This window comes from Nitrospinaceae bacterium (assembly GCA_018669005.1).
Taxonomy (GTDB): Bacteria; UBA8248; UBA8248; order UBA8248; family UBA8248; genus UBA8248.
In genome coordinates, this window is the sequence record JABJAL010000051.1 from 1 (window position 1) to 14,719 (window position 14,719).

Here is a 14,719-nt window from a genome sequence, read left to right on the forward strand (position 1 = left end):
ACAAGCGCAGCACCAATCTGGCTGGCCAGACGAACCCGCTGGCCTTCTCCGCCACTCAGTGTGGCTGTCGGTCTATCCAACGACAAATAATCGAGCCCAACGCGGGAGAGAAATTCGAGCCGCTCGGTAATCTCCTTGAGCACACGCTCCGCTACCGGATCATTGGCATATCGTATCGTCATTTCAATAAAAAAAATGAGGCTCTTCCCGATGGACATAGCGCAAACTTCACCGATATTCTTGTCACCAAAAATAACGGCGAGACTCTCGGGCTTTAGACGGGCACCATCGCAACTACTGCAAGGCATGGCATTCATATATTGCTCCACCCCCGCCCGAACGTTATCGCTTGAGGAGCCCTCATATCGCTCGGCGAGAACTCCTAAAATCCCCTCGAAGGCACGCTCCCGGCGCAGGGTTCGTTTTGCTGTTTTGTGGCGAATTTTGAGTTTTTTCCCGTTTGTGCCTTCAAATAAAATACCCCGGTGCTTCTGGGAAAGCTTACGGAAAGGCTTGTCCCGCGGGATGCCATATTCTTCGATGACCGAATTTACTGCCGAGGAAAGAAAACTTTTCTTACCCGCAATCGGAGCTATCGCACCCTCATCGATGGAAAGAGTGGAATCGGGAACAACCCGGGCCGGATCTATTCGCCGAACAACCCCCAGCCCGCCACAATCCTCGCAGGCACCGTACGGGCTGTTAAATGAAAACATGCGGGGCGCAGATTCAGAGAGTGTGACATCGCATTTTACACAGGTGAAATCCCGACTAAAGAGGTACTCCGGCCCTGCTTCGTCCTGGAAGATGATCAAACCAGTGGAAAGCGATACGGCCGTCTCTATTGAATCGATGAGGCGCCGCTCAATGCCCGGCTTTACAACCAGGCGGTCCACCTGGACTTCGATATTGTGCTTCATGTGGCGCTTCAGAACGATCTCGGCATTGAGGTCCAAATAATGACCGTCGATTCGGACCCTGGTATATCCCTTTCGCTCAAGGCCTTCGAGCTCCTTGCGGTAAATTCCCTTTCGACCGCGAACGATAGGAGCGAGTATTTGAACACAGGTGCCCGGCATCATTTCCATGACCCGGGAAACCATTTGCTCCATCTTGAGGGCGTTCATCGGCTCCCCACAAGAGGGACAATGTGGAGAGCCCACTCGCGCATAGAGCAAGCGAATGTGATCATAAATTTCTGTGACAGTACCTACTGTTGAGCGTGGATTCTTACTTACGGTTTTCTGCTCAATCGCAATGGTGGGCGAGAGACCCTCAATAGAATCAATATCGGGTTTGTCGACTTGGTCCATGAACTGCCTGGCATAGGCCGAAAGAGATTCGACGTAACGACGCTGCCCCTCGGCGTAGAGCGTGTCGAAGGCAAGGCTACTCTTTCCCGAGCCGCTAAGACCTGTGACGACGACGAGTTTGTCCCTCGGAATTTCGAGGTTCAAATCTTTGAGATTATGCTCTCGGGCGCCACGCACAATGATTTTTCGCTCTCGGCGAGGGCGGCGATTCGAGGGGGACATCTAACTCTCCGGATATAACAAATGGGCGTAAACAAGAGCGCTCGATTAAACAGCCAAGCATCATAACACGGGCAGTGTATTTTCGCAGGAAATGGCTAATACCAGACAAGACCGCCTGAGACGTTGATATCCTGTCCAGTGACATTCGCCCCATCGTCCGAGGCGAGAAAAACACAGATGCCAGCATGATCCTCAGGAAGGACAAATCGTTTAAGAGCAGCAGGCGCCGTAAACGTGGTGGCGGCGTCCTCGATTGATATTTTCTCGGCGATAGCCATTTCCCGGCAGACACGATCAATGCGCGGACCCTCGGTCGAGCCGGGGCAAATCACGTTGGCCGTAATCCCGAAATCACCCACCTCGAAGGCAAGTGTTCGGGTAAATCCGACAAGGGCCATTTTTGCCGCTGCGTAGGGCATCCTACCGGGTAGCGGGCGCTTTCCCGTAACGGAGCCCACGTTAATAATTGTGCCAGAGCGATTCTTTTTCATGGCGGGAAGAGCCGCCTGGGTCAACAAAAAAACGCCGGTCATGTTGACAGACATACACTCATCCCACTCTTGGCGAGAAATCTCCTCGCACCGCTTTGTGGGGCCGATGATGCCAGAATTATTGACAAGAATGTCTATCGCGCCCCATTCGGCAAGCGTTTTTTCTATCAGATTCACCAAAGATTTTTTGTCAGCGAGGTCCGCAGGGATGACGAGGCTACTTCCGCCCGCCGCTGCAATTAATTTCGAGGTTTTCTGGAGGTTGGGTTCGTTTCGAGCGGTGAGAACCACCCGCGCTCCCTCGGCGGCCATGCGGCAGGCAATCACCCGACCGATTCCCTGGCTCGCCCCGGTGACGAGGGCGATCTTATCTTTCAGGCGCAATGGCAACTCCCCGCCCTATTCGAACTGGCGGCAAATCACGCCCCGCCCCAGAAAATACTAATACCAGCAAAGCCCCGCCGTTACGTTGATGTCCTGGCCGGTCATGTGGCGCCCCTCCTCGGAGCACAGGAAAACACACATATTGGCCGTATCCTCGGGAAGAACCAGCGTGTTGAGGGCGCCCGTGAAATTACTCTCGGCTTGTTCAAGGGAGATCCCCAGCGCCTTCGACTCATTAGCAATAACGCGGCGAATTCTTTCTCCCTCAGTGGCGCCCGGACATACCGTGTTCACGGTGACGCCGAACTCGCCCACCTCGAAGGCAAGGGTGCGCGTCAAGCCGATGACAGCCATCTTCGAGGCCGCGTAGGGAGAACGGTGGACCAGGGGCCGCTTCCCGGTCATCGAGCTGATGTTAACAATGCGCCCCGAGCGTTTTTCCTTCATGACAGGAATGGCGTGTTTGCAACAAAGAAACATTCCCGTCACATTCACCTCAAAGCACTCCTCCCACTCCTTGACGGAAATATCCTCAACCGCCTTCATAGGTCCGGCGACACCCGAATTATTGATCAGGATGTCGACCCCCCCGAAATGAGAGATGGTTTCTTTTATTAATTTTTCAACGGAAGCTTCATCCGTGATGTCGGTGGGAATCATATGAGAGATACCGCCTTCATCGGCAATCAGCTTCGCGGTTTCCTCAAGGTTGCTCTCGGAGCGGGCGGCGAGAACTGTCCTCGCCCCCTCGCGGGCCATTACCTGAGCAATGACCTGCCCAATACCCTGACTGGCGCCGGTGACAATAGCCACCTTACCTTTAAGTCGCATGACACCCTCTCCCATCGGGAAAACTATCCGCCCAGATCCACACCCGGAAACCAGTATCCAAGCTCGAAGGCCGCCGTATCCGGGGCATCAGAGCCATGCGTGGAGTTGCGCTCAATACTCTCGCCCAACTCTTTGCGTATAGTTCCCTCGGCGGCCTCCTCGGGGTTGGTCGCTCCCATCACATCGCGCCAATGTTTGATAGCGTTGTCCCGCTCAAGCGCCAGAACAACAGTCTGCCCTGAGGACATAAAACCTGTCAGGTCGCCAAAAAACGGGCGCTCCCGGTGAACATTGTAGAAACCCTCAGCCTGCGACTTCGTCATCGAGACCAGACGCATACCCAAAATACGAAATCCTTCCGCCTCAATCCGGGAGACAATTTTTCCGGCAATTCCACGCTCAGTGGCATCAGGCTTGATCATCGCGAATGTACGTTCCATTTTAAAAACTACCCCTCAAAAGATGTAAAAAAATTATAAACTTAAAAGCGCATTACGCCTTACCAAGCGCCCTGGCCATGGTGATGCCCATATCTCCAGGGCTCTTGGAAACGTGGATTCCGCACTCATCCATTACGCGCATTTTCTCGGCGGCCGTTCCCTCTCCACCAGAGATAATTGCGCCCGCATGTCCCATACGGCGGCCAGGAGGAGCCGTCTGCCCCGCGATAAAACCTACCATTGGCTTCGTAACATTCTCCTTGGCCCAACGCGCCGCATCCGATTCAGCAGACCCGCCTATCTCGCCGATCATGATAATAGCCTCGGTCTCTGGGTCCGCCTCAAAACGCTCAAGGAGTTCTATGTACATGGTCCCGATAATTGGATCCCCGCCAATACCCACGCAAGTAGTTTGCCCGAGTCCCTGCTCGGTCAACTGCGCCACAACTTCGTAGGTAAGCGTGCCACTTTTCGAAATAACGCCGATGGTTCCTTTTTTATGGATGTGCCCCGGCATAATTCCCATCTTGCACTCATCGGGAGAAATAATTCCCGGACAATTTGGGCCAATCAAAACATTGTCCTTACCCTGACGGTGCCGATGAACATTGACCATATCACGCACCGGAATCCCCTCAGTGACACAGACAACGATGGGAACGTCCGCATCCAGAGACTCTACAATCGCATCAGCAGCAAATGGCGGCGGCACAAAAATCAACGACGCATTCGCGCCCGTTTCCGCCACAGCCTCCACCACTGTATTAAATACCGGAATGCCGTCAGCCATTTGACCACCCTTACCGGGCGTCACACCAGCGACTACCGCCCCACCACCACCAGCAAATTCTTGGCTGTAATTTTGACATTGCCCTGCATGAAATCCGCCCTCTCGTCCGGTGATACCCTGAACGAGAACACGCGTGTCTTTGTTAATGAGAATGGTCAACGAATCTCTCCCTTACCGTTTAAGGGCCGCCACCACTTTTTCAGCGGAGTCGGCCATTCCATTACCTACAGTAAAGTCCAGACCAGAATTTTCAAGAATCTCCCGGCCCTTCTCGACGTTCGTTCCCTCCATCCGAATTACAATGGGAACATTGACATTCACCGTTTTCACTGCCTCGACCACGCCTTCGGCAAGCACATCACAGCGAAGAATACCGCCGAAGATGTTAATAAAAACGGCTTTCACATCATCGTCGTCCATCAAGATGCGAAAAGCATTCTCTACCATCTCCTTATTTGCACCACCGCCGACATCGAGGAAATTCGCGGGGGAAGAACCGCTCAGCTTGATAATGTCCATGGTCGCCATCGCGAGCCCCGCGCCATTAACCATGCATGCAACTTCCCCGTCGAGTTTGATGTAGTTGAGATTATATTTTGACGCCTCGACCTCAAGAGGGTCTTCCTCATCGGTGTCGCGCATTTCACCAACATCTTTGTGTCGATAAATGGCGTTGTCATCAAAGTTTACTTTTGCATCGAGAGCGAATACTCGACCGTCCTTCGTCTGAACAAGGGGATTAATCTCGACAAGAGAGCAGTCCATCTCATCGTAGAACTTATAAAGATTCGTCACGAATTTCGCGCCGTCTTTTGCCTGATCACCCTCAAGGCCAAGGCCGTAGGCAACGCGGCGAGCTGTCGAAGGCCATACTCCGATGGCCGGATCGATCTGAACCTTGAGAAGTTTATCGGGGGTATTGGCGGCTACCTCTTCGATATCCATGCCGCCCTCGGTGCTCGCCATTATCGTTGGTCGCCCCGTAGCGCGATCCAGAACAATGCTCACATAAAGCTCGTTGGCTATTTCGCTGGCCTCCTCGACAAGCACCTTTTTAACAAAGCGGCCCTCTGGCCCTGTTTGGTGCGTCACCAACGTCATCCCAAGTATTTCGGAAGCAACTTTTTTCGCCTCGGCCGGGTCTTTGGCAAGCTTGACGCCACCGCCCTTTCCACGCCCACCGGCATGAATTTGCGCCTTAACGATCACTGTTCCACCCAATTCCTTAGCAATGGCTTCGGCTTCCTCAGGCGTACTCGCCACCTTCCCGCCAGGAACCGTCACACCGTACTTTTTAAAAAGCTCTTTACCTTGATACTCGTGGATATTCATCCAGAATCTCCAATTCAGAGAATAGACTCAAAGATTCGACCCATTTTCACCGGTCATCACTCTTGGGGCCTGCCTCGAGAATACGAGGCGCTAAAATGTCCATTCGGCAGTTCGTAATCGGCCCAGCCCACCTCACAATTTATCGTTGCGGTGGTCTTGATACCGATTGACCGCGTCTACTAACCTCATTCAGAGGGGAAGGGATAAAATTCTGCCCCGCCATACTGGTTAGGACAGCGTTTTTATCAACTCACGTACATGGTCTGCTGAATTGTCAAATGCCGATTTTTCCTCGTCGGTCAGATCAAGCTCGATGACCTCTTCTACACCGCCTGAACCGAGTTTCACCGGTACACCCATGAAAATACCGTCCTGGCCATATTCGCCCTGAAGCAGAGCGGCGCAAGGAAGAATTCGTTTTTTGTCCTTCAAAATCGACTCAACCATTTGAACAACCGAGGCGCCAGGTGCATAAAAGGCGCTCCCCGTTTTAAGGAAATTTACTATCTCAGCACCACCGTCCCGGGTGCGCTGAACGAGCGCCTCGATTCGGTCGGGCTTCATCAATGCCGTGATTGGAATGCCTGAAACAGTACTGTACCGAGGCAGAGGAACCATGCTGTCCCCGTGCCCACCAAGAACCGTAGCACTAATATCCTCAACCGAGACGTTCAATTCCATCGAGATGAACGCACGGAAGCGCGCACTGTCCAGGACACCGGCCATCCCCACAATTCGCTCGCGCGGGAAATTGCACTGCATGTGCGCCTTCGTGACCATGACATCCAATGGATTTGAAACGATAACCAAGATGCAGTTCGGAGAGCGCTTGACGATTTCGTCAGTAACTGAACCAACGATTCCCGCGTTGGTGGAGATGAGATCATCCCGGCTCATCCCCGGCTTTCTGGCGATACCGGCTGTGACAACTACGATGTCGGAATCTTTCGTGTCATCGTAGTCGTTTGAACCAGTTACGCGGCAGTCAAATCCCTCGACAGGGGCCGCCTCGTAGAGGTCAAGCGCTTTGCCCTGAGGAACTCCCTCGACGATATCGAGAAGGATAATATCTCCAAGTTCACGCGCTGCAGCCCAATGGGCGGCGGTGGCACCTACGTTTCCGGCTCCGACTATAGTGATTTTTGGTCGGCCCATGATGCTCCTCCTTAAGGGAAATTCCCTTACATGTTTTTAATGATGGCCTTCCCAAAGTCCGAGCAGGAAACTATCTTCGTGCCCTTTATTTGGCGATGCAGGTCATAAGTAACTGAAATCGCACCCTCGACCCCATTGACGATGAGATCACTTGCCATCATAAATAGAAAGAAATGCTTTCGAAGTGCTAATAAAAAAACGCAATTTAAAAAAAAATTTGCGCTCCAACTCAATCCAATATAGGAGATAATTACAAAAGATCACAACTCGCAAAGGCAAATAAAATCACGCCTTTCTGGGCTCAATCGTCTCTCGCGCCGGTGATACTAAAGACGCTGCCAGGAAAAATCAACACAGCTAGGCAATTGTTCCCTGTAGAACATTCAAAAATAGACGAGTCTCATTCATACTCCGAATTACATAATGCCCTCAAATCGACTTGCGTGGAGGTCAGACCTCAGGCAAAAGTTATTTTATCAAGATATTCTTTCTCGGCGCTTTTTTCTTATACCTACCATGTGACTAGAAAAACTTGAGAATAAGTAGACTATGGCACATCAACCTAAAAAACGGTTTGGGCAGCATTTTTTAAGAGACGAGGCAGCGCTCTCTCAAATCATTGAACTAGGTAGACTTACGGACACGGACCGTGTCCTTGAGATAGGCGCAGGAGATGGGACCCTGACTAGGAGACTCCTTGGGGCGGGTGCCCGGGTCACCGCAATCGAGATAGATCGAGATATCCTCCCTATCCTCGAAAAACTCTCCCATGAACGCGAACACCTCGAAATCATAGCGGGTGATGCCATGAAAATTGATCATTTCACCCTTCCCACGCCGATGAAAGTCATTGCAAACCTGCCTTATCAGATAGCCTCGGGGATCATCGCTGACTTGAGTTCGCGGCCCGATTGGTTTCCCACGATGGTGGTGATGGTCCAGCGCGAAGTCGGCAAGCGGCTGGCTGCAGATCCGGGAGGAAAGGACTACGGCACACTCACTCTCTGGGTCGGGCATCGCTATGAGGTCAAAATCAAGCGTATCGTGCCTCCGGAGTCCTTCAATCCCCCTCCCAAGGTCGATTCGGCTATTATTTTATTGACAGCAAGAAAGGCGCCTCGGGTCCAAGTGGAGGATGAGGAAATCTATTTTTCCTTGATTCGCAAAGCGTTTTCAATGCGCCGAAAAACTATCCTCAACAACTTGCGCTCGTGGACCCTGCAGGGAGGAGAGCGGCTAGACTGGCTCAACATCCTTGAATCTGCGGAAATCGAGACTCGCCGCCGCGCCGAAACCCTCTCGGCAGAGGATTTTGCCCGCATAGCCCAGGCCATCCGGCTCTAAAATAGTGACCACCCGAGCACTCCTTTATCGCTCAGGGGCGCTGGGCGACACCCTGCTCTGCCTCCCAACGCTCGATGCCTTAAGATGCGCATATCCCGATGCTCACATCACATTCGCGGCCCATCCGGCCTATGCTGCGCCCCTTATGGGCGATGGCCGCATTGAAGCCCTTCTCGATGCGGGCGCACCGCCATTTCACCTCCTTCATACCGCTCCAGCCATCTCTCTCGCCGGGGAAGATGACGAGCTAACAAGCCTCCTAAAGAGCTTTAACCCCATCATCCTGTTCACCAGGGACCCGGATGGCGCCGCCTCCAAAAGGCTCGCCGCCCTTGAGGAAGCCGAGACCTTCATCGCCCAGCCCTTTCCGCCCGAGGGTAGCCGGCAGCACGTCGCCGAGTGGGCATTGAGCGCACATGTCGCACATGCCGGGCACGGCGCTCCTAAGGCGAATATCTCGATCAGCGGCACCAACGAATCAAATCAATCTATTAGAATACAGACAGTTAGACATACACACTTAAAGCGCCCCAAAGACACCCGCGCCCCCCTCTCGGGCAGCCAGGTCACGGCACCTGCCCCATTAAAACAATCGCCTAAAATACAACAAGATGCCGCAAACTACCTAAAGCGAATCGGAGCCCCAGCCGCGCCCCTCCTCGCCATCCATCCAGGCGGAGGAGGCCGCCCCAAATGGCCCCCAACAACCACCCTCCTGGCCCTGGCTCTCCACTATTGCGAGAAGCTCGAAGCCACCCCACTTCTAATAACAGGCCCCGCCGACGAGGAGCCCACCCGGGCATTTGCCCGCGCATTCGAGAAAGCCTGGGGCGTTGAAATACTCCGCCTCGTGTCCCCCCCGCTAGATATCCTCTCGGCCGTTCTCGCCCGCGCCGCTGCCTACATCGGCGGTGATTCCGGCATCGCTCACCTCGCCGCCCTCTCGGGCGCGCCAAGCCTCGCCCTCTTCGGCCCTGCCTCAGACCCGGCCAGATGGGCCCCGATAGGCCCCCGCGCTGCCTTTATTTTTTGGGATAATCCAGATGAAGGGATCAAGAAACTAGATGAGCTTACAGACTTAAACGTATGATTAAAATAAGATTATAGGCGTGCAAAACTTTCTGTTTGCCCCTCCGTCACAGATCCAGCTTAAAGCACACCCCCTGCACATTTCAGAAAAGTAAAGGGGCCCCAAGATAAGGGTTAGTAATCTGGGTTCTTACCTCACCCCGCCTCCGCCATCGCCGCCTCAGCCTTTTCAAGCCAAAAGGCCATCTCCATATCGCGGTACATATCCATCGCGGTGGTGAGCTCATTACGTCCCTCATCTTCCCGGCCCGTCTTGCCGTACAGCGCACCGAGTCCCTTGCGGCAGTGGGCTGTTAATGGCCGCATGCCGAGCTCCCCGGCCAGCGCGAGGGCCTGCCGGTAGTTCTCTTCCGCCTTTTCGGGTTCAAAGGCATCAGGGTGGGAGTGGATATCGCCGTAGAGGCATAGAGTCCAGGCCTCGGAACCACGCTCCTTGCACTCGCGCGAATCGCGAAGAGCGCGAGCGGCGAGGTCCACCGCTACTTCCACTCTTCCGGCTAGCAAGTAGAATTTGCCTCTCAAAGCATAGTGGATGTTGAGGTCGAAGCCCTTGTTTTTTATCGATGTTTCCATCACATCCGATTTTTCAAACAAGGCATCAGCCTCCGAATGTCGCCCTTCCATGCCATGCGCGTATCCTAATGCGGAATAAAGGCGATGCAGGAATATTTGGATATTCCATTCATTTGAAATTTCAATTCCTCGCTCGCTCAATGAGATGGCACTGCTGAAGTCGCCTTGAAAGATATACGCCATTCCACCGGTTCTGCAGCATTGGGCAATGGCGACAGGTTCATTGCATGTTTCCGCGATACGAATCGACTCTTCATGTAAGGCGATGGCCGTGTCGAATTCTCCATATTCGGCCATGCACCTGCTGAGAAAGCTTCGAGACAACATCGAAGGATAGTTTAGGCCGAGGCCCATGGGCTTCTCCCAATCCTTCAAATCCGCAGCAACGACTTCGTCCAAAGCATTCTTCACCGAATGAAGGTCGCCCCCCACGCAATGCGCCATTCCAATCATGGTTTTTCCCATAAATTGTGTATACACATCTCCAGATTTTGTCGCGGCATCTATGGTCCGTAGAGCAGAATCGAGCGCCCGGTCCCAATCACCTGTAGTAAAATAAAATTGGGTTTGCATTTGAAGGCACCGCCCGAGCCGGAGATCATCGTTAATCTGTTGCGCCAGCGTCTCCGCCTTTCTGAGATGGTTGAGGAGATTCTCCACTTTCCCGAGAGGGATTATGGCGCCATGCAAGGCTAGGAAGACATCGATTACCTGCTCATTCTTTTCGCGATTCTCGGGAATATGAGGCACGGTGATTAAGGCCCGCTCGAAATGATTTAGAGCATCATGGTACGCGGAACGCATCAAGGCCTTCTCACCCGCCTGCTGTGAATAGGTCAGCGCTTTTTCCCATTCCTCACCCTCATAAGCATGGTGCGCGAGGCGTTCGATTTGCTCATCGAGACGATAACCCGCTGATTCCTCTATAGCGCCTACGATGGCGGCATGAAGCGCGCGCTTTCTATCCTGAACGAGCCCGCCGTATGTCACCTCGTGCGTGAGGGCGTGCTTGAAGGTAAACTCCCGTTCCGGAAAGAGGTTCGTCTCGTAGAGGAATTCAGACGCCTGAAGGGTGGCGAGACCCCGCTGCAATTCCTCCTCGCTCATCCCGGCAATTGCCGAGAGAAGAGAACAGGGAACGTGTGTTCCGATGACGGATGCGGTTTGCAGAAGCCGTTTGTCCTCGGGCGGCAGGCGGTCTATCCGGGCGGCGAGGATGGCCTGAACCGTCGGCGGAACCTCGATTTTGGCAACGTCCTCGGTCAGTTTGTATGCGCCGGGGTCGCCCGCGAGCGCCTCGCTCTCAATCAAGGTTTGTACGCTCTCTTCGAGATAAAAGGGATTGCCCTGCGTGCGCTCGATTAAGAGCGTCTTGAGCGGGCCGAGTGCGGCGTTCCCGCCGAGAATTGCGGCAAGAAGCTCCTCCGCGCCCTCGGAGGACAGTGGGTCGAGCCTGAGCCTTGTGTAGTAGCTCTTGTTCGCCCAGCCGTGCTCGTACTCGGGCCGGTAGTTGACTAAAAGGAGCACCCGCGTACTCGGCAGGCTCTCGACCATCGAGTCCAAAAGCGCCTGCGTCTCGGTGTCAATCCAGTGAAGATCCTCGAACACGAGGCAAAGCGGCTGGACCTTGGCTTCCCGGAGCATCAGCCCCTTTACACCGTCGAGGGTACGCCGCCGCCGCTGGGCCGGGTCAAGGTTGTTCCAACCCTCATCTTCAATCGGGACTTCGAGAAGGGAGAGGACGGGGGGAATCACGGTTGTGAGCGATTCATCGAGGGTGAGAATTTTGCCCGTTACTTTTTCGCGTATTCGGCGGTGGCCGTCGGTGTCTTCAATCGAAAAATAGGCTTTCAGAAGATCGATAACGGGCTTGTAGGCCGTCGCTTTGCCGTAGGAGACAGAGCCGCTCTCGACGACGAGCCATTCCTTCGTGCGCGGGGAGCGGATGAACTCCCAGTAGAGGCGCGACTTGCCCACCCCCGCCTCGGCGACCGTGGCGAAAACCTGCCCCTGCCCCTCGCCTGACTTACCCAGTGCCTCTTCTAGGTCCTCAAGTTCGTTACGCCTGCCGACGAATTTCGTGAGCCCGCCCGAGGCTGTTGCCTGAAAGCGGGTGCGCCCCGAGGCCGCGCCAAGGAGCTCAAATATCTCAACAGCCTCAGGCAAGCCCTTGATAGGCACCGGGCCGAGAGATTCAACTTGAACAAAACCCTCTGCGAACCGAAGCGTCTCCGCCGTCATGCGAATTCCCCCCGGAGGAGCTATCTGCTCCATTCGGGCGGCGAGGTTCACCGTCTGCCCCACGGCGGTGTAATCCATTTTGAGGTCTGAGCCGATGCTCCTGACCACGACCTCGCCCGAGTTGAGCCCAACCCGGACGTTCACCTCAACGCCCATCTCCCGCCGGGCTTCATCGGCATAGCTGTTGATGGCGCTTTGAATGGCGAGGGCGGCATAGCAGGCACGTAGGGCATGGTCCTCAAGGGCCAGCGGCGCGCCAAAAAGGGCCATGATGCCGTCGCCCATGACCTGATTGACCGTACCCTCGTAGCGGTGCACGGCCTCCATCATGCGGGTGAGCACAGCGTCTAATAGTGCACGAGCTTCCTCCGGGTCCCTGTCGCCCAGTAGCTCCATCGAGCCCTTGAGGTCGGCGAAAAGGACGGTGACTTGTTTGCGCTCGCCCTCTAAAGAGGTTTTGGAGGTGAGAATCCGCTCGGCCAAATGGCCGGGGGTGTAGCTCTCGGGGGAGGCGTACGGGGATTTCAGTGTTGAGGGAGATTCCAGCGATTCTCCGCATTGATTGCAAAACCTATTGCCGGGAGGAGAAGCAGAACCACAGCTAGCGCACAGAAGTTCAAGCTTTGCGCCGCAACCGCCGCAAAATCTTGATTCAACTGGGTTCTCGTGCTGGCATTGAGGACACTGCACGGGAGGGGCCTCCGGGCTCGCAATCATGTAAATTTCTAGTGTACGTTAAATGAGTCTATCTACTGTGGATTGAGGGGTCAAAGTCCGCGAAAGGTGTTTTATTTAACTACTAAAGAGCTATTCTGATAGAGTCCTACTTGGGAAATCACCATATTCGGCCCAGGCTCGGCCGCCCGCTCGTTTGATAAACGCGCCCCCATCCCCCTTTACATATTGCCGTGTTACAGGTACATATTATCGTCTTTCAGGCGCTCTAGTACGATTTTCGTAGTGCCATTTTACGCCCCTTTAATTCTCTCGATAACACCAAGACAAATGAGGTAAAAATGATTGATTTGATGTCCATTGCACGCACCGAAGCAGACGGCGGCGACTTGCTAGCAAAAGTAGCTGAGCTGTATGAACCCTCCGATGTCAGACCAGAGGGATATCCCGATGCGATCGTCTGGCAGGGCGGCAATCATGACGGCAAGGTAAATCCGGTCGCCCATTCGATGACCGATGCGTACGCTCTTATCGGCACCATTGCAGCGCTTGACGTACTCGGTTTGCCGTTCTACGCGGTGCCGATGTGGTCGCAAATACGGCATGACAGGAATCTTGAGCCGCTGAACTGGTTTGGCAACATGCCCTGTATTTCGATCAAGTGGTCGACCGCCGGCGATGCCATGGTCAATGACGGAAAAGGCGGCAAGGTCGTAGTCATGGGCAAATCGGGCAACGCGCCTCTGCGGACCCAGGCCGGGGTATATTGCAACGTGCGCCCCTACGGGCCGATTACCTGCGTGCGCTGCATGCCGTGCCTGCCCTATTCGCAGGACAAGAACGTCTTTAACGTCAATGCCAAGACCGGTATCGTGCACACCCAGCTGAACACGCCCGGCATTCAGATGGCCTACGCCAACCGCCTGTTCCTCAAGATGGTGCACGAGACGGGCTATCTCGGACGGGTAGCCACAAAGCCGACCCAGGCACAAGAGGACGGCATCAATGCCGGGCTGCATAACTGGCTGCTCCAGGGCACCAAGTTCGAGGTGGGGCGCAAATATGCTGTTGACCCCTATGTAGAATTCAAAGATGAGATCGACAAGATCATTGCCCTGCTGCCAGCCGACTTTAAGGACGGCATGGAGAACTGGGGGGGGCGCATCGAGCAGCACATCTCCGACACCAATTTTGGGCTTATGGTCTGGGACCTGATCGAGAAGCGCGACTGCATCATCCTGGCGACCGATCTCGACGGCGACCGATTGACAGATCTTATGGCCGATATTTCCGACCCCCTGCGCGCCTTTGGCGGCATGGTGGCCAAACATCTTGGTCATGATGTCGATGTGCAAAAAATGTGGACCGAAATGGGCCACACCACCGGTAATGGCCGCGACATGACCTCAGTCATGCACCGCATGTCGGGCCCCGCGATCCACGAACAAACCCTTGGCTCGGCCGATGCGATGTTGCTGCGCCTGCTAGATGGCGATGAATCGATGGGCGGCACAAAACGGCCCTACGACCCGCGCATCCATTTCGTGCTAATTCGCGATGCCTATCTCGACGCCAACCCGGGGAACACCGAACTCGCCGCCTGGCTCGACGATGCCGTCGCCAAGTTCGACACCGTCTATGGCAGCAAACGCCCCCGTTTCCTCGACGGCTACAAAGAATTGACAGAGGCGATCACACCCTGGGGTAAATAACCAGAGAACTCGACAAACCGAATCTACCGCCGCCGCTTCGATACGAACATTCGTATTCGGAGCGGTGGCGGTTGTCTTTTCCCTCTCGCCGCAACACTGCCTCACCCCATTACACGCTAAAAGTCAG

At 54.5% G+C, this 14,719-nt stretch carries 11 protein-coding genes; 3 read left to right on the top strand and 8 right to left on the bottom strand.

All coding sequences use genetic code 11. From position 1 onward, the window contains the following. From HOJ95_06630 to mdh, 7 genes are all read right to left on the bottom strand, one after another. Positions 1 to 1,535, bottom strand: a 1,535-nt coding sequence (locus HOJ95_06630; protein ID MBT6394361.1) for an excinuclease ABC subunit A, incomplete at its 3' end; no start/stop codon positions are given. Positions 1,536 to 1,630: 95 nt separating this feature from the next. Continuing rightward, positions 1,631 to 2,410, bottom strand: a complete 780-nt coding sequence (locus tag HOJ95_06635) for an SDR family oxidoreductase (GenBank protein MBT6394362.1) — start codon at positions 2,408 to 2,410, stop codon at positions 1,631 to 1,633. A 57-nt stretch (positions 2,411 to 2,467) separates the two neighbouring features. Beyond that, positions 2,468 to 3,241, bottom strand: coding sequence for an SDR family oxidoreductase (locus HOJ95_06640; GenBank protein MBT6394363.1), 774 nt, complete (start codon positions 3,239 to 3,241; stop codon positions 2,468 to 2,470). A gap of 23 nt (positions 3,242 to 3,264) precedes the next feature. Further along, the gene (ndk, locus tag HOJ95_06645; protein ID MBT6394364.1) at positions 3,265 to 3,681 is read right to left on the bottom strand and encodes a nucleoside-diphosphate kinase; all 417 of its coding nucleotides are present in this window, start codon (positions 3,679 to 3,681) and stop codon (positions 3,265 to 3,267) included. Positions 3,682 to 3,733: 52 nt separating this feature from the next. Further along, positions 3,734 to 4,630, bottom strand: a complete 897-nt coding sequence (gene sucD, locus HOJ95_06650) for a succinate--CoA ligase subunit alpha (protein MBT6394365.1) — start codon at positions 4,628 to 4,630, stop codon at positions 3,734 to 3,736. A 12-nt stretch (positions 4,631 to 4,642) separates the two neighbouring features. Then, complete coding sequence (gene sucC, locus HOJ95_06655) at positions 4,643 to 5,803, bottom strand: ADP-forming succinate--CoA ligase subunit beta (protein ID MBT6394366.1); 1,161 nt, start codon at positions 5,801 to 5,803, stop codon at positions 4,643 to 4,645. 228 nt (positions 5,804 to 6,031) lie between these two features. After that, positions 6,032 to 6,958, bottom strand: a complete 927-nt coding sequence (gene mdh, locus HOJ95_06660; protein MBT6394367.1) for a malate dehydrogenase — start codon at positions 6,956 to 6,958, stop codon at positions 6,032 to 6,034. A gap of 549 nt (positions 6,959 to 7,507) precedes the next feature. Between mdh and rsmA the strand changes: the two genes are divergently transcribed. Then, entirely contained in the window at positions 7,508 to 8,302 is a 795-nt protein-coding gene (gene rsmA, locus HOJ95_06665) for a ribosomal RNA small subunit methyltransferase A (protein ID MBT6394368.1), read from the top strand. 4 nt (positions 8,303 to 8,306) lie between these two features. Continuing rightward, positions 8,307 to 9,392: a hypothetical protein gene (locus HOJ95_06670; protein ID MBT6394369.1), complete on the top strand. Its 1,086-nt coding sequence runs from the start codon at positions 8,307 to 8,309 to the stop codon at positions 9,390 to 9,392. A 134-nt stretch (positions 9,393 to 9,526) separates the two neighbouring features. Here the strand turns inward: HOJ95_06670 and HOJ95_06675 are convergent, their stop codons facing one another. Continuing rightward, positions 9,527 to 12,895, bottom strand: a complete 3,369-nt coding sequence (locus HOJ95_06675; GenBank protein ID MBT6394370.1) for an AAA family ATPase — start codon at positions 12,893 to 12,895, stop codon at positions 9,527 to 9,529. A gap of 326 nt (positions 12,896 to 13,221) precedes the next feature. Here HOJ95_06675 and HOJ95_06680 point away from each other — a divergent pair, with 326 nt between their 5' ends. Then, positions 13,222 to 14,592, top strand: a complete 1,371-nt coding sequence (locus tag HOJ95_06680) for a hypothetical protein (protein ID MBT6394371.1) — start codon at positions 13,222 to 13,224, stop codon at positions 14,590 to 14,592. Positions 14,593 to 14,719 lie beyond the last annotated feature (127 nt).